This window comes from Mycobacterium sp. IS-1496 (assembly GCF_001499995.1).
Lineage (GTDB): Bacteria > Actinomycetota > Actinomycetes > Mycobacteriales > Mycobacteriaceae > Mycobacterium.
The window spans coordinates 15,634-34,974 of the sequence record NZ_LQIU01000011.1; the positions used below are offsets into that span (position 1 = coordinate 15,634).

The following is a 19,341-nucleotide window of genomic DNA, read 5'->3' on the forward strand; positions in this document are numbered from 1 at the left end:
CTAGGGGGTGGTGTCGAGTTGGGCGAGCGCCTCGCGCAGCAGCCGGCCCGACTCCTCGCGGTCCGGATCCCGGCGCAGCACCATGTTCTTGGCGAACGAGAGCTTGTCGCCGCCGCGGCGGGGCAGCACGTGCAGGTGGATGTGGAACACCGTCTGGAACGCCGCTTTTCCGTCGTTGATCACGACGTTGTTGCCGTCGGCGTGCAGCCCTGAGCGCCGCGCCGCCTGGGCGATGCGCTGTCCGAGGCGGGCCATACCGGCCACGGTGTCCGGCGGGGTGTCGGTGAGGTCCACGCTGTGGCGCTTGGGGATCACCAGCGTGTGGCCGCGGGCGAACGGCCGGATGTCGAGGATTCCCAGATAGTCGTCGTCCTCGTAGACGCGGATGGCGGGCGCTTCGCCGGCGACGATGTCGCAGAACACACAGGACATCCCGCCACGTTAGCCCGCGTGGTCACACGTTCTCGCGTGCCCAGTCGGCCAGCCGGCGGTCGCGCTCCTCGGCCGAGACGTCCTCGACCCGGGTCAGCACGGCCCAGCGCTGACCGAACGGGTCGACGATCGACCCGAACCGGTCCCCGGTGACGAACGTCTGCACCGCTTCGCGCACCGTCGCTCCCGCGGCTTCGGCGCGCGCCACCACGCCGTCGACATCGGTGCAGTAGAGCACCATCGAATGGGTAACCGAGTCGGTCCGCTCCGGGGCCACGAGACCGTAGTCGGGGTTCGGGTCGGACAGCTGCAGGCGGCCGTCGCCGAAGTCGAGTTCGGCGTGCGCGACCGTCCCGCCGGAGCCGTCCATCCGTTCGACGAGTGTGGCGCCGAAGACGCCGGTGTAGAACTGGATCGCCTCCGCGGCGCCGTCGATGACCAGGAACGGGGTCAGGCTCGTATAGCCCTCCGGAATGGGTGAGACGCTCATGGCTCCAGCTTTGTAGCCTGGCCGGTGTGGGGGCTTGGAAAAACTTGTCAGCCGTCCCGGTGCGCGGCGTGGTCGGCCGCGCCGGCAACGCCTCGATGTTCGACCTGAAGCGTTGGGCACCCTCGCCGGAAGCCGCGGTGTTCGTGGAGCACTTCTGGTCGGTCACCTGGGATCTGCGCGGGCAGCCCCCTTTCGACAGCAGCGTCATCGCGTTTCCGTCGGTGCACCTCACCCACGAATGGGGTGACGACGGGGTCCGGCACGGACACCTGCTGCCAGCGACCCTGGTGCACGGCGTGGTGGAGCGGGTGTTCCGCACGACCATCCGCGAGCGGGGCGCGGTCGTCGGTGCGCGCTTTCGGCCCGGCGGGTTCGCCGCGCGTTTCGGCCGCGACGCCGCGCCGTTGACGGGCCGCGTCCAGCCGGTCGACGACGAGCTGTTCGGCGGCCCGCTCGCGGTACCCGACCACATCGGGCGCGCCGGCGAAGTGCTGGACCGGGCCGTCGCCGCGGTCGCCGGCGACGTTGACCCGGTCTACCCGGCGTTGACGGCGCTGGTCGACCGGATCCGTGACGACGACCGGTTGCAGCGCGTCGAACAGGTGGTGGCCCTGTCGCCGTGGAGCGAACGCACGGTTCAGCGGGTGTTCCGCCGCTACGTCGGGGTGCCGGTGAAGTGGGTGCTGTGCCGATACCGTCTGCAGCAGGCCGCCCTGGAGATCGAGAGCGCACCCGACGTCGACTTCGCCGACCTCGCGGCGCGACTCGGCTGGTACGACCAGGCCCACTTCATCAATGACTTCCGCGCCATGTTGGGTTGCACGCCAGGCGAATACGCCTCCCGGCACGGCGCCTGACCGGTCGAAGCATCGGTCAGCGGATGGTGACGTGGACGATGCGGTCGTCGTTGTCGTAGCGGACCGAGACGATGCTGGACTGTTCGAGCGGCTTGTTCATGCCCTGCTTGGTGACGCGGACCTGGTAACCGCGGTCGTCGAGGGAGCTGGCTCAGGACATCTGCTGTGCGAGCGCCACGTCGGCCTCGTACCCGGAGTCGACCGCCAGCGTTCGGTATCGGTCTCGGAGGTGTGCGTAGGTGGCGTTGTCACCACGGACATGGGCCAGGAGCGCGCGCAAGCGCAGCACGGTGGTGTCTCGCGTGCGCCACCCGTCCAGCGCTGTCTCCGCGGCGAGCACACCGATGGTCTCCTCCGCCTCCGCGATCTCGTCGGCATCGCCGCCGTTGAGCAAGGTCTCGACGAACAGGCGAGCGGTCGGCGCGGTGTGCCCGTGCTGGCCTTCCGCGCGCAGAGCGTTCCACGCAGCGCGTAGCACCGGCACCGCGCCGTCTCGATCCCCACGCAGCGTCATCCCTCGACCGATCCAGGAGTCGAGTATCGGCAGGTGCGCCTGATAGAACCGCCCGTCCACACACATCTGGCGGGTCTGCCTCAGCAGCGTCATCGCCGCATCGGCGTCCGGGCGGTCCCCGTGGAGCAGCGCCACACCGAAGCCCATCCGTGCGAAGCCCAACCCGAGGTCGTCCGCCGACCGTTCCGCGAACTGCAGGACGCTCTCGAGTTGACGGCGCACACCCGCATCCGGCTGCAGGATTCCGTGGGCGATCGGCATCGCGAATGCGTACACGATCACGATGCCCAGCGACATCGAGTCCGTCTCGTTGACCATGGCGACGGCCCGGTCCGCATCGACCCGCCACCCGTGCTCGCCGGCCGCTGCCCGGCCGAACGCGCGGGATGCATAGGCGCTTGCCAGCGGGGCTCCGACGAAGAGTCCCGCACCGCTGAATTCGGTGTCGTCGGCGACTTCGATGACCATCTGCGCCCACCGGAGCGCCTCGGCGAGATCTCCGGCGGTCATCCGGATGGCGATCGGTCCCACCGACAGCTGCATCATGAGTGTAGGGTCACCGGAGGATTCGATCAGGGCCGACAACTCCGGCGTCATCTCGATCGCTTCACGCGCTCTGCCTTTCATGAAGTGCTCGCCGAGAACGCCGGACATCGCGACCGCGAGTGACGCTTTGTCTCCCGCCTGTTCACACAGTTCGCGCAGCTCGTCGAAACGCTCGCCGGAGACCTCGAGGCCGGTGCGGAAACCGGAGCCGCACAACATTGTTCGCGGGGCGATCCGCTTGGTGAGGGTGTCGGGCGCGTCGGCGGGTAGTTCGTCGGCGATTCGGCGTGCGCGCTCCCAGCTCACCTGTGCCGCGGAGATGTCGCGCGTGGTCAGCCACGCTCCGGCACGCATGTGCCAGTCGTAAGCGTCCTCCCATTCTCCGGCGCGCTCCAGGTGTTCGGCGATCAGCGCCGCGTTCCCGTCGACGGCAGCGGGATCGAGTGTCTGAACCAGTTCCGCCAGACGACGGTGCAGGATCGCACGATCCGACTTCAGCTGCGACTCGTACGCGACCGCCCGGATGAGCGGCTGGTGAAAGGCGTACAAGGGGCGCGGCGTGAAGCGGATCTGGTCGACCAGCTCGGCCGCCACCAACTCGTCGATCTGCGGCTCGATGCCGAGTCCGTGCAGCGTGCGGGCCTCGAACACCGATCCCGCGACCGCCGCGGCGCAGAGGGTGCGTTTGGCGCCAGGCTGCAGTCGGTCGATACGCGCGGCGATGGTGGCCTGCAATGTCGCCGGAACCGTCAGCTCGTGCCGCCCGCGGATCACCGTGTAATCGCCGCGTTCACCGCGCAACGCACCGCGTTCTTGGAGGTCACGCACCATCTCGCGCAGGAAGAACGGATTACCCCCGCCCTGCTCCACTATCGCGGAGCACAATTCCCGGTCGGCGGCGGCCGGGCCGAGCAGGCCGGTGACGAGGGCGGAGGATTCCGGCTCGGACAGGGGCATGAGCGCAAACGTCTGGGCTACGGGGATGGCGTTGAGAGTGCCGCGGTACTGCGGTCGTGAGGTGATCAGCACCATGCTGGGCACCCGTGGCACCACACTGAGGAAGTCGGCGAGCAGCGATTCGCTGATCCGGTCGATCCAGTGCACATCCTCGATCACGTACAGCGCCGGGGTGGTTCGGCTGAGCGAGACGGCGTTGATCAGCGCAGTGAGCCGGCGGCGACGAGCGTCCGGATCGATCGGAGGGATGTCCGCGTCGGATTCGGCGACCCCGAGAAGTTCCTGGAGGAGGAGCCGGTCCTGTGGATCGGCACCCGGCGTCAGCTCGTCGAGGATCGCTCTGGCGGTGCCGGGCTCGACACCGGACACACCGGTACCGGTGCGGAGGAGTTGCCGGATGACATGGAAAGAGATGTCGCTGGCATGCGATTCGCAGTACACGGAATGGATCTCCATCCCGAGCCGCGCCGCATCCTGCAGCACCGCCCGTACCAGCCGGCTCTTCCCGATACCCGGCGGGCCGACGACGTGTACCACCGAGCCCTGTCCGCCCGTGACCCGCTGCAGGAGCGCCTCGACCGCTGCCCGCTCCCAGCGGCGGCCGACCATGTCGGTGTCATCGATTTGTGCGGTGCGGGCGCCGACGGCCAGCAGACGACGCGCGGGGACGCGGATCCCCGAACCCTTAAGGACGACGGTCTCCGGGTCGCCCAATTCGGCGCAGTCCCGCACCAACCCGGCCGTCGCGGCGCTCAGCATCACCCCGCCGGGCGGGGCGGCGGACTCCATGCGCTGCGCCAGTCCGACGTGTTCGCCTATCGCGGTGTAGATCGGCGAATCGGACCCGACTCCACCGGTGATCACCTGACCGGAATCCAGACCGACGCGCAGTGCAAGTGCCACCCCGTCGCGCGCGCGGATCTGTTCTCGCAGACCGTCTGCCTCCCTCTGGATGTCGATGGCGGCCAGACAGGCGCGAAAAGCGTGGTCTTCCAGAGCGATCGGCGCACCGAAGACCGCCATCACACCGTCACCGGTGAACTTGTCGAGGGTGCCGCCGTAGTGCCGCACGACGCGCGAACACCGGTCGAACACATCTCCCATGATCTCGCGCAGCCGTTCTGCGCCGACGCTCGCGGCCAGATCCATCGACCGGACGACATCGGCGAAGAGCACTGTGACCTGCTTGTATTCCGCTTCCTGCGGTGCGGCCACCGGTGCGCCACAGGCGTCGCAGAACCGGGCGTCAGCCCGCGGGTGTGCTCCACACACCGAGCATTCCGCCGCCGCCGCCGTCATCACCCGCTCCCACCAGCACGCCTCATGCCGAGCATATTGGCCGCGTAAATGCCCGAGGCCGGGTTCGGCGGATGTTCGCATCGGCCGGTTGCGGCCTCAAACAATCGAATTCGCTGCCGAACCGGTTCAGCTACCCCGCCTTCAGCGCCTCGCGCCAGGCCGCCAGCTTGAGTTCGTAGCGCATGGTCTGCGCCGGGCTCGTCGACGGCAGCCGGGAGAACTCGACATCGAACCCGCCCGAGACCAGCCGCCGGAAGTTCTTCTCCGCGGCGGCGCCGTTGAACAGCACCCGTCGAATCGTCGGGTACTCGCCGAAGAAGGACGGGAAGTCGTTGACCACCATGCTCGCCGGCTGCACCGCCGAGTCCAGACTGCCTGCGCGCCGGCACGAGTGCAGCACGTCCCACACGGCCACACCGTGCGCGGTGAGCGCGCTGGTGCGGCACGGGTACGGATCGTCGGCGTCGAATCCGTAGAGCGCACCCATGATGCGCCAGAACGCATTCCGCGGGTTGCCGTAGTACTGGTGTCTGGCCAGCGCCAGCACACTGGGCGCATTGCCCAGCACGAGCACCTCGGGCGCCCCATCGACGATCGGTTCGAACCCCTGCACCAGGTCGGACATCACCGACCATGATGCCCAACGCCCGGCTGGGTATACGTTGGGGCGTGACCGAAGCGCGCGACATCGACGACATCGAGGACCTCCTCGACGGACTGACCGGGGAGGCGCGCGCTGAACGCGCCGAGCTCATCGAGTGGCTGTTCGACCGTGGTTTCAGCACGGCCGAGGTGCGCGAGGCCATCTCGCCGATGCTGCTGGCCTCGCGACGGCACGTCGGCGACGACGGGGTCTACGTGTCCGCCCGCGAGACCAGCGAGAAGTTCGGTATCGACCTGACCCTGCTGCAGCGGGTGCAGCGAGCCATGGGCCTGTCCCGGGAGGACGATCCGGACGCGGCGGTGCATCTGCGCGCCGATGCGGAGACCGCCGCCCACGCCCAGCGGTTCATCGAGTTCGGGCTCGATCCCGACCAGGTCGTCCAGGTGGTCCGGGTGCTCTCCGAGGGACTCGCGAGGGCCGCCGAGGTGATGCGGTACACCGCGTTCGCCGCCGTGCTGACACCCGGTGCGTCCGAGCTCGAGATCGCCAGGAAGTCCGAGGCGCTCGTGCGGGAACTCGCCCCGCAACTCGGTCCCATGATCCACGAGATGCTGCTGCTGCAGTTGCGCCACGCGATGGAGACCGAGGCGGTCTCGGCCACCGAGCGGGCGGAGGGTCTGCCGCTGCCCGGGGCCCGCGAGGTGTCGATCATGTTCGCCGACCTGGTGGGTTTCACCCGCCTCGGCGAGGCGGTGCCCCCCGAGCAGCTCGAGCAGCTCGCGCGCCGGCTCGGCGACCTGGCGCGCGAACTCGCCGTGGCCCCGGTGCGGTTCGTCAAGACGATCGGCGACGCGGTGATGCTCGTGAGCACCGACCCGGCGGCGCTGCTGGAGGCGGCGCTGGCCCTGCTCGACGCGGCGACCAGTGACGCGGACTTCCCGCGGCTGCGGGTGGGGCTGGCCGCAGGGCAGGCGGTCAGCCGGGCGGGGGACTGGTTCGGCAGCCCGGTCAACCTCGCCAGCCGGGTCACCGGCGCCGCCCGGCCGGGAACGGTGCTGGTCGCCGAGTCGGTCCGCGAGGCCATCGGTGACGACGAGCGGTTCTCGTGGTCGTTCGCCGGCGCCCGTCACCTCAAGGGCATCAAGGGCGAGACGAAGATGTTCCGCGCCCGCCGCCCCACCGACTGACCCTCAGCGCGACGGGGTGAACCGTCGCAGCCGCAGGCTGTTGGTCACCACGAACACCGAGCTGAACGCCATTGCCGCACCGGCGATCAGCGGGTTGAGCAGACCGAATGCGGCCAGCGGCAGCGCGGCGACGTTGTAGGCGAACGCCCAGAACAGGTTTCCCTTGATCGTGCGCAGTGTGGCGCGCGAGAGCCGGATCGCGTCCGGCACGGCGCGCAGGTCACCGGTCACCAGGGTGAGGTCCGACGCCTCGATCGCCGCGTCGGTGCCGGTGCCCATGGCCAGGCCGAGATCGGACTGCGCCAGCGCGGCGGCATCGTTGACGCCGTCGCCGACCATCGCCACGACCCTGCCGTCGTCCTGCAGCCGCCGGACGGCGTCGACCTTGTCCCGCGGCAGCACCTCGGCGATCACGGTGCCGGCCCCGACGCCGACGCCGACCTGCCGGGCCACCGCCTCCGCCGCGCGTCGGTTGTCTCCGGTGAGCAGCACCGGGGTCAGCCCCAGCGCGCGCAGGTCGGCGATCGCGTCGGCGGCGTGGTCCTTGACCGTGTCCGAGACGACGGCGACCGCGCGGATCGCTCCGTCGGCGGCGAACCACACCGGGGTCCGTCCCTCGGCCTCCGCCGCGTCGGCGGCGTCGCGCAGGCTGTCGGGTGCCGGTGCGCCGGTGGTCTCGGTCAGCCAGGCCAGCCGCCCCGCCGCGACGCGATGCCCGTCGACCACACCGCCGACGCCGCTGCCCCCGTGGTTCTCGAACTGTTCGACCACCGGCAGCTCACCGTGCTCGGCGGCGTGGGCGGCGATCGCACGGGCGATGGGGTGTTCCGATGCGCTCTCCAGGGCGCCGAACAGCCGCATCGTCGCCTCGTCGGCGAAGGTGGCGACGACCGACATCTGCCCCGTCGTGACGGTTCCGGTCTTGTCCAGGACCACGGTGTCGACGCGGCGGGTCGACTCCAGCATCTGCGGACCCTTGATGAGGATGCCCAGCTGGGCGCCGCGGCCGGTGCCGACGAGCAGTGCGGTCGGCGTGGCCAGGCCCAGCGCGCACGGGCAGGCGATGATCAGCACGGCGACCGCAGCGGTGAAGGCGGCGTTGACCGATCCGCCGGTCAGCAGCCATCCCACCAGCGTCAGCAGCGACAGTCCGATCACCACCGGGACGAAGACCGCCGAGACCCGGTCGGCCAGGCGCTGCACCTCGGCCTTACCGCTCTGCGCCTCGTTGACCAGCCGGGCCATCTGCGCCAGCTGGGTGTCGGCGCCGACCCGGGTGGCGCGCACCGTGAGCCGGCCGCCGACGTTGACGGTGGCGCCGACGACGTCGTCACCGGGGCCCTTCTCGACGGGCACCGACTCGCCGGTCAGCATGGACATGTCGACGGCGGAGGAGCCGGACGCCACCACCCCGTCGGTGGCGATCTTCTCGCCGGGGCGCACCACGAACTCGTCGCCCACCACCAACTGGTCGACGGGGATCCGGACCTCACGCGAACCACGCAGCACCGCAACGTCTTTGGCGCCCATGTCGAGCAGCGCACGCAGCGCCGCGCCGGACTGGCGTTTGGCCCGGGCCTCGAAGTAACGGCCTGCGGTGAGGAACGTCGTCACCGCTGCGGCGACCTCGAGGTACAGGTGTGCGTCACCGGTGTCCGACGCCAGCAGGTCGAACGTCATCGTCATCCCCGGCATGCCGGCGTGGGTGAAGAACAGCGCCCACAGCGACCACAGGTACGCGGCGCTCACGCCGACGGAGATCAACGTGTCCATGGTGGCCGCACCGTGGCGCAGGTTCACCCACGCGGCCCGGTGGAACGGCCAGGCGCCCCACACCACGACGGGAGAGGCGAGCGTCAGCGTCAGCCACTGCCAGTTGTCGAACTGCAGCACCGGGATCATCGACAGCAGCACCACCGGCAGTGTGAGCGCCGCCGAGACCGTCAATCGCTGTCGCCACGCGGCGGCCTCATCCGGGCGGGCCGGCTCGATCTCAGCGGGTTCCGGGGTGGGCAGGGAGGCGGTGTAGCCGGTCGCCTCCACGGCGGCGACCAGGTCCTCCGGTCGCACGGTGTCGGGGTAGGTGACGGTGGCCTGTTCGGTCGCGTAGTTCACCGACGCGCTGACGCCCTCGATCCGGTTGAGCTTTTTCTCGACGCGGGCGGCGCAGGAGGCGCAGGTCATACCGCCGACATCGAGGACGACCGAGCTCATGGCGTGGGGCGTACGTCGTATCCGCAGTCCTCGATGGCGGAGACGACGGCGGTCTGGTCGGGTTCACCGCTGACCGTGACGGCCGAGGCGTCCAGATCCACCGCGACGGCGGTGACGCCGGGCAGCGGCTGCACGGCCTCGGTGATGCTGGCGACGCAGTGCGCGCAGCTCATCCCTTCGACTTCCAACTTCAGGCTCATGACCCGAGCATATACCCGTAGGGGGTATGGGTAAACGGCCCGGTCCTCATCCGAAGGCGGCCGCGAGCGCCTTCTTGTCGACCTTCTCCCCGGCCAGCGTGGGAAGGGGTTCGCTCCGGATCAGCCACCGGGTCGGGACGGCGAACGAGGACACCACGCCCGCGAGGTGGCGCCGCAGCTCCTCCTCGGTCGGTGGCCGGGCGCCCGTGCGGTGGACGACCACCGCGGCCAGCTCCTCGCCGAGGTCGGGGTGGGGCAGGCCCAGCGCGGCGGCCTCGACCACGGCCGGATGGCTGGTGAGCGCCGCCTCGACGTGGGGGCACGCGATGTTCTCACCGCCGCGGATCACGATGTCCTTGCTGCGGCCGTCGATGAAGAGGAATCCGTCGCTGTCGAGGTGGCCGAGATCGCCGGTGTGCAACCAGCCGTCGGCGTCGACGGTCTCGTCGTCGGCGCGACCCGCGTAGCCCAGCATCACGGTCGGGGAGCGGGCCAGCACCTCACCCACACCTTCGTCGTCGGGTCGATCTATGCGCAACTCGACGACGGGATAGGGCCTGCCGACCGTGCCCGGCCGCGCGCGCAGGTCCCGGCTGTCGGCGACGGTGAGAAAGCCACCCGCCTCGGTCATCCCCCAGGTGTTGGACAGTCCGCGCTCACGCAGGTTGGGCAGCGTCGCGCGGATCCGGTCGAGCAGTTCGGGACTCACCGGGGCGCCACCGAGCGGCCAGGACCGCAGGCTGCTCAGGTCACGCGACCCGGAATCCGGGTGTTCGAGGACGCGCACGGCCATGGTGGGCACCGCACCCCAGATCTGCACGCGTTCGCGCTCGATCAGCGACATCACCTGCCCGGCGTCGAACCTGCCCTGCGCCAGCACGATTCGGCCGCCGGTCAGGAAATGCGTGAGCAGGCTCGACAGGCCGCCGATGTGGAACATCGGCGTACTCGCCAGGCTGACCGCCTGCGGCGAGTCGGCGTCGAGCAGGTGGGGCAACCTGCCGTTGCGCGCCAGGATGTTCTGCTGATTGGCGATCACCGAACGTCGCGACAGCTCAACGGCTTTCGGTAGCCCGGAGCTGCCGGAGGTGAACAGGATGACCGCGACGTCGTCGAGGTCCGGTTCGATGTCCGGGTCGACGCCGACGTCGCCCGAGGTGTCGGGGCCAGCACCCTCGAAGGCGGATGCGAGGCCGGCGAGTGGGCTGGTGGCGGTCGACGTGTCCAGCGCGGTGTCGGTCAGGATGTGGCGCAGGTCGAGCAGGTCGCCGGCATGGGCCACCTCGGTCCGGCTCCACCAGCGGTTGCCGAGCACCGGAACCGCCCCGCGCAGCAGGAGCGCGAACACGGCCAGGACCCACTCGGGGCTGTTGTACCCGAAGACCATCACCCGGTCCCGTGGGCGCACCCCGAGGCCGTCGATCTGCGCGCCGGCCCGGCCGAGGGCGCTGCGGAATTCGGCGTAGGTGATGCGGCGCTCGCCGTGGACCAGGAACTCCCGGTCCGTCCAGCAGCGGGTGCCCGCGATGAGATCGCCGATCGTGGTGGGGCTGCGGCGGTAGAGGCGGCCGGGGTGACCGGCGTAGACCCCGTCGAACGCCTCGCTGTCCCAGTCGCTCACGATGCGGCCACCTCCTTTCCGCGCCGAGACTACGGTTCGTGACGCTTTCCGCGCCGGACGCGTCAACAACCGTAGTGTCGCGGCCTGCGCCGCCGCGCTGACGTTCGCCCCTGGAGAAACCCTTCCACCAGTAATGTAACGGTGTAATCATGTAATCATGAAGACACATCATCACCGCCGACCCGGCCGGCCGGGCGGCTGGCAGCAAGCCGATCAGCCCGACGCGGGCGACGCCGCCGACTGGTTCGCGGGCCGGATACCGGACGGGTGGTTCGCCGGCGACCCCACCGTGGTCGTCGACCGCGAGGAGATCACCGTGATCGGCCGTCTGACCGAACCCGACGAACAGGAGAGCGAGGCCCGGGCCTCCGGGCGCGCCGCCCGCTTCCGGGAGCAGACGCGTCCGGAGCGCATGCAGATCGCCGACGAGGCCGAGGCCCGCTACGGCCGCAAGGTCTCCTGGGGCGTCGAGGTGGGTCCGGCTGAGCACACCGAGCGAATCCTGTTCACCCACATCGCCGTACCGGTCATGACGCGGCTCCGCCAGCCCGAGCGTCAGGTGCTCGACACGCTGGTCGACGCCGGGGTCGCGCGGTCACGCTCGGACGCCTTGGCCTGGTCGGTCCGGCTGGTGGGTCAACACGCCGACGAGTGGCTGGCCCAACTGCGCGAGGCGATGGCGAAGGTCGACGATCTGCGCGCCGACGGCCCGCAACTCTAGGGAGTCACCGCGCCGGGGCCACGGTTGTTGACGCAATCTCGCCGCAGATCCGTCATCAACCGTCGTCTCGCGGCAGGCGCTCGACCCCGACCCACGCCTCGCTGAGCGTCGAGGTCTGCGACAGCGGATCGAGTCCGGTGCCGTCCACGAGCAGGTTGCGGTTGACCCCGAACGACTGTGGCTCCGCCCCGCCGCGCGGATCGAAAACCCGTGAGCCCCAGCCGTGGTCGAGGACCACGAGCCCGCGGCGCGGCTGGTCGCTGACCGCGGCCCGCAGTTCGACGGCGCCCACGGGGGAGAACACCCGCACCCGGTCGCCGTCGGCCACGCCCAGGGCGGCCGCGTCGTCGGGATGGATGACGACCTCGTTGCGCTTACCGGCCGGGTGCAGGCCCGGCAGGTCGTTGAGCCACGAGTTCATCGAATGGCGGTGGCGCCGGTTGCCCAATTGGAACGGGTACCCGTCCGGGGCCATCGGAGGCGGGGCGGCGAGCAGTTCACGCGCCCGCGCCACGAACTCCGGCGGCGCCGCGTGCACCTTCTTGTCCGGCGTGCGCAACGCCTCGCGGAAGTGCCCGAACTCGCGGGGGCCCAGCACCAACCCATGCGGACTCCGCACGACGTCACGCCATTTCAGCTTACGCCCGTTGACCTTCCGCGCCGTCGCGATGAGGATCCGGTTCATCCACTGCGGGCTGAACGCCAGCGCGGGACGACGGCTCACCGCGGCGGCCCGCCGACTGGCCCGGACGAACGCATTCATCCCCTTCACCCCGAACAGCGGCCGCCCCATCGCGAGTGTGAGGTCGGTGAAGATCTGCCACTCCTCGCGAGCGCCCGGCGGAGGGTCGACGGCCCGGCGCCCGTACTGCACGAACGGTTCGTCGTGCATGCTGCTGGTGAACGCCAGCAGATCGTCGCGTTCGAGCCAGTGCGCGGCAGGCAGCAGCCAGTGCGCGTGGCGGTGACTCTCGCGCTGCACCAGGTCGATCACCACCAGCAGGTCGAGCGTCGCCAGCGCGCGGTCGAGTTTGGCGCCGTCCGGGCCGGACACCACCGGGTTGCCGCAGTTGATCAGCATGGCCTTGATCTGGCCCGGCCCCGGTGTCGTGATCTCGTCGGGCAGCTCGGCCAGAGCGTGTGCGCCCGAGACCATCTCGCGTCCGGCCACCCGGCTCACGTGGGGTGTGCCCTTCGCCAGGTCCGCGAGCCGCAGCGCGTCGACGTAACCCGGTTCGAACCGCCGCCCGCCGGGCCGGTCCATCCGGCCGGTGATGACGTTGAGCACGTGACCGAGCCATTCGGCGACCGTGCCCGCCGCGTGCAGCGACACCCCGGTGCGGGTCACCACCATCGCCCCACCGGCGGTCGCGAAGTCGCGCGCCACCCGTTCGATCGTCGCGCGGTCGATCCCGCAGCGCGCCGCGAGGTCGTCGAGGTCGGCGTCGGCGACCAGCCCACGCAGCTCCGGCACGCCGACGGCGAGGTCGGCGCAGTCGCCGCGATGCTCGAGGCCCTCGTCCAGAACGACTTTCACCAACGCCAGCAGCAGCGCCCAGTCCTGACCGGGCCGCACCGCGAGGTGGACGTCGGCCTTCTCGGCGCTCTCGGTGCGGATCGGGTCGACGACCACCAGCGTCGCGCCCCTCTTCTGGCGCTCCAGCGCCCGGCGCCACCCGCCGGGCACCGTCTCGAGCCAATTCCACGCGCTCACAGCGGGATTGGTGCCGACGAGCAGGAAGTAGTCACAGTTGTCGATGTCGGACACCGGCGCCATGAGCATCGACCCGTACATCGCCTCGGCGACGACGTGCATCGCGTTCTGGTCGACCGAGCCGACGAAGTACCGGTTGCGGGTGCCGACGGCGTCGAGCCAGGCGTTCATGAAGATGACGTTGGAGCCCGAGAAGCCGGTGGGGTTGCCGTAGTAGGCGCCGATCGCGTCGGGCCCGTCGGCGTCGATCGCGGCGTTCATCCGCGCGGCGATGTCGGTGATCGCCTCCTCCCAGGTCGCCTCGACGTAGCGGTCACCCATCCGTCGCATCGGGGTGAGGATCCGGCGTGGATGCTCGACGAGTTGGGCCGCGGTGCGACCCTTGGCGCAGAAGTCGTGCCAGCTGTGCGGGTTGAGCCGGTCGGCGGAGATCTTGCGGACGCGGTTGTCCTCGACGGTGACCTCCACCCCGCACGACGCCAGGCAGTAGCGGCAGAAGGTGTGCACGGTGGTGCTGGGCATACCGCGCATCCTGCCCCACCGCGCGGGCGGCGGGACGCGGAATCGTGACCAGCGGAGTGCTTAAACCTGTGTCATGGACCAGTATTCGCCGCGCCGGGCGACGAGGTCGTCGTGCGTTCCGCGCTCGACGATCCGGCCGGCCTCCATGACCAGGATCAGGTCGGCGTCGCGGATGGTCGACAGCCGGTGGGCGATTATGAAACTCGTCCGGTCGCGGCGCAGTTCGGCCATCGCCTGCTGGATGAGCAGTTCGGTCCGGGTGTCCACCGAACTCGTCGCCTCGTCGAGCACCAGCAGTTGCGGCTGGGCGAGCACCGCCCGGGCGATCGTGATCAACTGCTTCTCGCCCGCACTGATCGAGCCGCCGTCGTCGCTGACCCGGGTGGCGTAGCCGTCGGGAAGGGTGTGCACGAAGCGGTCCACGTGCGCGGCTTTCGCGGCCTCGATCACCTCGTCCTCGGTCGCGTCGGGCCTGCCGTAGGCGATGTTGTCGTAGATCGTGCCGGCGAACAGCCAGGTGTCCTGCAGCACCATGCCGATCCGCGAACGCAGGGAGTGGCGGCTGACGGTGGAGATGTCGACGCCGTCGAGCAGGATCCGGCCGGAGTCGACGTCGTAGAACCGCATCAGCAGGTTCACCAGCGTGGTCTTCCCCGCACCGGTCGGCCCGACGATGGCCACGGTGCTTCCCGGTTCGGCCACCAGCGACAGATCCTCGATCACCGGTGCGCCCGGCCGGTAGCCGAAGTGCACGTGGTCGAATTCGACCCGCCCCCTGGTGGTGGGCAGCGGTGTCGCCGGATCGGCGGACTGCTCGTCGGCGTCGAGGAGTTCGAAGACGCGCTCGGCGCTGGCGATCCCGGACTGCAGCGTGTTGTACATGCCGGCGACCTGGGTCAGCGGCTGGTTGAACTGACGCACGTACTGGATGAACGCCTGGATGTTGCCGAGCGTGATCTGTCCTCCTGCCACCTGCAGCCCCCCGACGACGGCGACCGCCACGTAGCTGAGGTTGCCGATGAACCCCGTCGCCGGTGAGACCAGTCCCGAGAAGAACTGGGCCCCGAAGCTCGACTGGTACACCTCGTCGTTGAGTTCGCGGAACCTCTCCTGCGCGGCGGCGCGGTGCCCGAACGTCTTGACGATCGTGAAGCCGCTGTAGGTCTCCTCGATGTGGGCGTTGAGCCGGCCGGTGTTGCGCCACTGCGCGACGAACAGCCGCTGGCTGCGCCGGGTGATCCAGCGGATCGCCAGCAGTGACAGCGGCACGGTCAGCACGGTGAGCAGGGCCAGCAGCGGTGAGATCGTCAGCATCATCACCAGCACCGCGACGATGGTCAGCAGGGAGGTCAGCAGCTGGCTGATCGTGATCGTCAGCGAGGTCTGGATGTTGTCGACGTCGTTGGTGACGCGGCTGAGCACCTCGCCGCGCTGGCGGGTGTCGAAGTAGGACAACGGCAGCCGGTGCACCTTGTCCTCGACGTCGGCGCGCAATCTGACCATCGTGCGCTGCACGACCACGTTGAGGATCCGGGCCTGGATCCAGACCAGGAGTGCGGCAACGAGATACAGACCCAGCGCCAGCGCCAGCGTGCGGGCGACGGCGCCGAAGTCCACTCCCTGCCCGGGTACCACGGCCATCCCGGACAGCAGGTCGGCGAAGGTCGAGTCGCCCCGGGCCCGGGCCGCCTCGATGGCCTGCTCCTTGGTCAGCCCGGCGGGCAGCCCCCGGCCGATCACCCCGTTGAACAACAGGTCCGTCGCGTGTCCGAGGATCCGCGGTCCGATGACCCCGAGGGCGATGCCGGCGACCCCCAGCGCGATCACCGTCGCGGTGAGCGTGCGCTGCGGGGTGAGCCGCCGGACCAGGCGCAGGGCGGAGCCCTTGAAGTCGCGGGTGCGTTCGGCAGGCGCCTGCGGCAGGCCGCGCATCGGACGGCCCATCGGTCCGGTCACGGGCGACCGCCGACATCGGCGCCGACCGACTGCGACTCGGCGAACTCCGCGTAGGTCGGGCAGTCGACCAGCAGCGATTCGTGCGTGCCGACGCCGACCACGCGCCCGTCGTCGACGACGATCACCTGATCGGCCTGCGTGACGGTCGAGAGCCGTTGCGAGACGACGACGACGGTGGCCTCGGCCGACACCTCGCGCAGCGCGGCGCGCACGCGGGCGTCGGTGTGCACGTCGAGTGCGGAGAACGCGTCGTCGAACAGGTACACCGACGGTCGGCGGATGACGGCGCGGGCGATCGCCAGCCGCTGCCGCTGTCCGCCGGAGAAGTTCATGCCGCCCTGGGCGACGCGCATCTGCAGTCCGTCGGCGTGCGCGCGCACGAAGTCGTCGGCGGCGGCCACCCGCAGCGCGGTCCACATCTGTTCCTCGGTGGCGTCGGGATCGCCGTACCGGAGGTTGTCGGCGACGGTTCCGGTGAACAGGTAGCCGCGCTGGGGCACCAGCCCGATCAGCGACCACAGCCGTTCGATGTCGTAGTCGCGCACGTCGATCCCGTCGACGCGGATGCTGCCGCCGGTCACGTCGTACAGCCGGCAGATCAGCGAGATCAGGGTGGACTTCCCGGATCCGGTGGACCCGACGATGGCCGTCGTGGTCCCGGGTCGTGCGGTCAGCGAGACGTCCTCGACGACCGGCCGGTCCGCGCCGGGATAGCAGAAGGTGGCCCCGTCCAGGCGGATCTCCCCGCGCACGGTGTCGGGCCGGACGGCGTCGGGCGGGGTGTCGATGCCCGGCCGGGTGGCCAGCACCTCACCGATCCGGTCGGCGCACACCGCCGCCCGCGGGATGATGATCAGCATGAAGGTGGCCATCAGCACGGCCATCAGGATCTGCATGAAATAGGACAGGAACGCGATCAGCGAGCCGACCTGCATCTGGCCGGCGTCGATGCGCAGGCCGCCGAACCAGATCAGCGCGACGCTCGAGATGTTGATGACCAGGGTGGTGACCGGCAGCATCAGCGCCTGCCAGCGGCCGGCGTCGAGGGCGGTGTCCGACAGCGTCTGGTTGGCCTCGGCGAAGCGGTCGCGTTCGAGCGGCTCCCGGGCGAACGCCCGGATCACCCGCAGCCCGGTGAGCTGGTCGCGCATCACCCGGTTGATGTTGTCGATGAGCTGCTGCATGCGGCGGAAGATCGGCAGCAGATGCGAGACGATCCAGTAGTTGGCCAACGCCAGCACCGGGATGCTGACCAGCAGCAGCCACGACAGCCCGGCGTCCTGGTGGATCGCCATGACGATGCCGCCGACCGACATGATCGGGGCGGTGATGAGCATCGTGCACGTCAACTGCACGAGCAGCTGGATCTGGCCGACGTCGTTGGTGGTGCGGGTGAGCAGCGACGGGGCGCCGAACCGCGCGGTGTCCTCCGCCGAGAACCGCGTCACCCGGTCGAAGATCGCCGAGCGCAGGTCCCGGCCGAACCCCATCCCGGCACGCGAGCCGAAGTACACCGCGCCGACCGCGCACACCACCTGTAGCGCGGTGACCGCGAGCATCACCATGCCGAGTTCGACGATGGTCGCGGTATCGCCGCGGGCGACACCGTCGTCGATGATCGCGGCGTTCACGGTCGGCAGGTACAGCGAGGCGAGTGTGCTGACGATCTGGAGCCCGGCGACCACCGAGAGCAGTCCGCGGTACGGCCGCACGTTGCGCCGCAGCAGACCCCAGAGCATCTCGCTACTGTCGCACATCGAACGAACTTGCAGGTCAACCGGCATGTCGGTGGTTCACGATCAGTGCTGCCGCTACAGTGCATGGCGTGAACCCCAGCACGCGCACGACGGGACGGACCCGCCACGCGAAAGCGCTGGCCGCGCTGGCGGCGGCCGTGATCCCGCTGCTGGCCGCCTGTTCCTCGGACTCGGAGCCCGCGGCACCGGGTGAGTCGCCGCAGGCCACGCAGGCCCAGCAGGACATCAAGCACGGCCCGTTCTTCCCCCAGTGCGGCGGGATCAGCGATCAGACCATCAGCCAGCTCACCGAGGTGCCGGGCCTGGTGAACACCGCGACCACGTCCGTGGGCTGCCAGTGGCTGGCCGGCGGCAGCATCGTCGGGCCGCACTTCTCGTTCACCCATTTCCGCGGCAGCCCGATCGGTCGCGAGCGCAAGACCGAGGAGTTGTCGCGCACCAGCGTCGAGGACATCAACATCGAGGGCCACGACGGGTTCATCGCCACGGGCGACGACCTGACGCTGGGCACCAACCTGTGTGAGATCGGCATTCAGTTCGACAACGACTTCATCGAGTGGTCGGTCAGCTTCGCCCAGAAACCGTTCCCGGATCCGTGTGAGGTCGCCAAAGAGCTCACCCGTCAATCGATTGTGAATTCCCGATGAGCCGCTCCGCACGGACTCTGGCCGTCGTGGCCGCGCTCCTGGCCGCCCTGACGATGCTGCTGGGCTGCACCCGTACGGTCGAGGGCACTGCGGCGCGTGCGGGTTCCGGCGGCGGGCCCAGCAACAACGACTCTGAACGGCAGTACCCGAACCTGCTCAAAGAGTGCGATGTGCTGACCGAGGACATCCTGGCCGAGACGGTCGGCGCCGACCCGCTGGACATCCAGAGCACCTTTGTGGGCGCCGTCTGCCGCTGGCAGGCCGCCAATCCCGCCGGCCTGGTCGACATCACCCGCTTCTGGTTCGAGGAGGGCAGCCTCGACAACGAGCAGCAGACGGCCCAGAAGCTCGAGTACCAGATCGAGAACCGGTCGGTGGCCGGGGTGCCGTCGATCGTGATGCGGCCCGGCGATCCGAACGGTGCGTGCGGGGTGGCCAGCGATGCGGGCGGCGTGGTCGGCTGGTGGGTCAACCCGCAGGCGCCCGGGATCGACGCGTGCGGGATGGCGATCAAGCTGATGGAACTGACGCTCGCCACCAATTCCTGAGATCGCCGCGTCAGCGAGGCACGTGGAAGGTGAGCAGCGCGGCGCCGCCGAGCGCCACGCGATCCCACGGCTGCGCGGTGCGCAACACGGCGATCGCCGAGGTCGGGAACTTCGCCGCGATGCCCGCGGCGGCCCTGCGGTCGCTGTCCTCGACCCCGGCCAGTCCCAGTGCGACGTGCGACATGGCCGGTTCGTGCCCGATCACCAGGAGCGTGTCGACCTGGTGGTCGAACCGCTGCGCGACCTTGTTGATCTCGTCGATCACCGTGCCCGGCGTGGCGTCGTAGAGCCGGTCGGCGTAGTGGACCGGTGCGTCGATACCCGTGCGCTCCAGGGTCTGTCGCGTCCTGGTGGCCGTCGAGCAGAGCACCGCGTCCAACGGCGTCAGGTGGGCGCGCAGCCAGTCGCCGGCCAGAGCGGCTTCGCGGATCCCCCGCGCGGCCAACGGCCGTTCGTGGTCGTCGACGCCGTCGGGGTAGTCGGACTTGGCGTGCCGGAGCAGCACCAGGGTGCGGATGTTCGTGCTCACCCCCTCCACGTTAGGTCGTGCGGCCA

At 69.9% G+C, this 19,341-nt stretch carries 16 protein-coding genes; 5 read left to right on the plus strand and 11 right to left on the minus strand.

The features are described from left to right. Positions 1–432, minus strand: coding sequence for an HIT family protein (locus AU195_RS07095; protein WP_059158366.1), 432 nt, complete (start codon positions 430–432; stop codon positions 1–3). Between the two features lie 22 nt (positions 433–454). Then, positions 455–922 (minus strand): VOC family protein, encoded by a 468-nt coding sequence (locus AU195_RS07100; protein ID WP_059158367.1) that lies wholly within the window; start codon positions 920–922, stop codon positions 455–457. A 26-nt stretch (positions 923–948) separates the two neighbouring features. Here AU195_RS07100 and AU195_RS07105 point away from each other — a divergent pair, with 26 nt between their 5' ends. Continuing rightward, complete coding sequence (locus AU195_RS07105; RefSeq protein ID WP_059158368.1) at positions 949–1,779, plus strand: AraC family transcriptional regulator; 831 nt, start codon at positions 949–951, stop codon at positions 1,777–1,779. Between the two features lie 151 nt (positions 1,780–1,930). On the opposite strand, the gene AU195_RS07110 is transcribed toward AU195_RS07105, so the two are convergent. Both AU195_RS07110 and AU195_RS07115 read right to left on the minus strand, forming a co-directional pair. Then, positions 1,931–5,011 carry an ATP-binding protein gene (locus AU195_RS07110; RefSeq protein WP_353612152.1) on the minus strand — a complete coding sequence of 1,027 codons (3,081 nt, stop codon included), beginning with the start codon at positions 5,009–5,011 and terminating at the stop codon, positions 1,931–1,933. Between the two features lie 214 nt (positions 5,012–5,225). Beyond that, entirely contained in the window at positions 5,226–5,720 is a 495-nt protein-coding gene (locus AU195_RS07115; protein WP_059158370.1) for a DNA-deoxyinosine glycosylase, read from the minus strand. Between the two features lie 44 nt (positions 5,721–5,764). Here AU195_RS07115 and AU195_RS07120 point away from each other — a divergent pair, with 44 nt between their 5' ends. Continuing rightward, positions 5,765–6,886: an adenylate/guanylate cyclase domain-containing protein gene (locus tag AU195_RS07120; protein WP_059158432.1), complete on the plus strand. Its 1,122-nt coding sequence runs from the start codon at positions 5,765–5,767 to the stop codon at positions 6,884–6,886. Positions 6,887–6,889: 3 nt separating this feature from the next. Here the strand turns inward: AU195_RS07120 and AU195_RS07125 are convergent, their stop codons facing one another. The 3 genes from AU195_RS07125 to AU195_RS07135 are packed head-to-tail and all read right to left on the minus strand — an operon-like array spanning position 6,890 to position 10,921. Beyond that, complete coding sequence (locus AU195_RS07125; RefSeq protein ID WP_059158371.1) at positions 6,890–9,100, minus strand: heavy metal translocating P-type ATPase; 2,211 nt, start codon at positions 9,098–9,100, stop codon at positions 6,890–6,892. Next, complete coding sequence (locus tag AU195_RS07130; protein WP_059158372.1) at positions 9,097–9,300, minus strand: heavy-metal-associated domain-containing protein; 204 nt, start codon at positions 9,298–9,300, stop codon at positions 9,097–9,099. The genes AU195_RS07125 and AU195_RS07130 overlap by 4 nt, the downstream gene beginning before the upstream one ends. A gap of 46 nt (positions 9,301–9,346) precedes the next feature. Then, positions 9,347–10,921: a class I adenylate-forming enzyme family protein gene (locus AU195_RS07135; RefSeq protein WP_059158373.1), complete on the minus strand. Its 1,575-nt coding sequence runs from the start codon at positions 10,919–10,921 to the stop codon at positions 9,347–9,349. A 157-nt stretch (positions 10,922–11,078) separates the two neighbouring features. Between AU195_RS07135 and abmR the strand changes: the two genes are divergently transcribed. Further along, positions 11,079–11,642: an ATP-binding transcription factor AbmR gene (abmR, locus tag AU195_RS07140; RefSeq protein ID WP_059158374.1), complete on the plus strand. Its 564-nt coding sequence runs from the start codon at positions 11,079–11,081 to the stop codon at positions 11,640–11,642. 55 nt (positions 11,643–11,697) lie between these two features. On the opposite strand, the gene AU195_RS07145 is transcribed toward abmR, so the two are convergent. From AU195_RS07145 to AU195_RS07155, 3 genes are read right to left on the minus strand one after another with little or no spacing between them, the layout of a single operon-like run. After that, complete coding sequence (locus AU195_RS07145) at positions 11,698–13,878, minus strand: molybdopterin-containing oxidoreductase family protein (protein ID WP_059158433.1); 2,181 nt, start codon at positions 13,876–13,878, stop codon at positions 11,698–11,700. Positions 13,879–13,938: 60 nt separating this feature from the next. After that, entirely contained in the window at positions 13,939–15,822 is a 1,884-nt protein-coding gene (locus tag AU195_RS07150; protein ID WP_059158434.1) for an ABC transporter ATP-binding protein, read from the minus strand. Positions 15,823–15,830: 8 nt separating this feature from the next. Next, complete coding sequence (locus AU195_RS07155; RefSeq protein ID WP_157531056.1) at positions 15,831–17,573, minus strand: ABC transporter ATP-binding protein; 1,743 nt, start codon at positions 17,571–17,573, stop codon at positions 15,831–15,833. Between the two features lie 77 nt (positions 17,574–17,650). On the opposite strand from AU195_RS07155, the gene AU195_RS07160 reads away from it, so the two are divergent. Further along, complete coding sequence (locus AU195_RS07160) at positions 17,651–18,238, plus strand: DUF3558 domain-containing protein (RefSeq protein ID WP_059158376.1); 588 nt, start codon at positions 17,651–17,653, stop codon at positions 18,236–18,238. Beyond that, complete coding sequence (locus AU195_RS07165) at positions 18,235–18,786, plus strand: DUF3558 domain-containing protein (RefSeq protein ID WP_059158377.1); 552 nt, start codon at positions 18,235–18,237, stop codon at positions 18,784–18,786. Before AU195_RS07160 ends, AU195_RS07165 begins: the two co-directional genes overlap by 4 nt. Positions 18,787–18,796: 10 nt before the next feature. Here AU195_RS07165 and AU195_RS07170 read toward each other — a convergent pair whose 3' ends face one another. Further along, positions 18,797–19,315, minus strand: coding sequence for a SixA phosphatase family protein (locus AU195_RS07170; RefSeq protein WP_059158435.1), 519 nt, complete (start codon positions 19,313–19,315; stop codon positions 18,797–18,799). Positions 19,316–19,341 lie beyond the last annotated feature (26 nt).

Bases quoted from the DNA above. Each gene is read 5' to 3' on its own strand.
- AU195_RS07095 (WP_059158366.1), bottom strand. From the start codon at position 432: ATGTCCTGTGTGTTCTGCGACATCGTCGCCGGCGAAGCGCCCGCCATC.
- AU195_RS07100 (WP_059158367.1), bottom strand. From the start codon at position 922: ATGAGCGTCTCACCCATTCCGGAGGGCTATACGAGCCTGACCCCGTTC.
- AU195_RS07115 (WP_059158370.1), bottom strand. From the start codon at position 5,720: ATGTCCGACCTGGTGCAGGGGTTCGAACCGATCGTCGATGGGGCGCCC.
- AU195_RS07125 (WP_059158371.1), bottom strand. From the start codon at position 9,100: ATGAGCTCGGTCGTCCTCGATGTCGGCGGTATGACCTGCGCCTCCTGC.
- AU195_RS07130 (WP_059158372.1), bottom strand. From the start codon at position 9,300: ATGAGCCTGAAGTTGGAAGTCGAAGGGATGAGCTGCGCGCACTGCGTC.
- abmR (WP_059158374.1), top strand. From the start codon at position 11,079: ATGAAGACACATCATCACCGCCGACCCGGCCGGCCGGGCGGCTGGCAG.
- AU195_RS07145 (WP_059158433.1), bottom strand. From the start codon at position 13,878: ATGCCCAGCACCACCGTGCACACCTTCTGCCGCTACTGCCTGGCGTCG.
- AU195_RS07150 (WP_059158434.1), bottom strand. From the start codon at position 15,822: ATGGGCCGTCCGATGCGCGGCCTGCCGCAGGCGCCTGCCGAACGCACC.
- AU195_RS07155 (WP_157531056.1), bottom strand. From the start codon at position 17,573: ATGCTCTGGGGTCTGCTGCGGCGCAACGTGCGGCCGTACCGCGGACTG.
- AU195_RS07165 (WP_059158377.1), top strand. From the start codon at position 18,235: ATGAGCCGCTCCGCACGGACTCTGGCCGTCGTGGCCGCGCTCCTGGCC.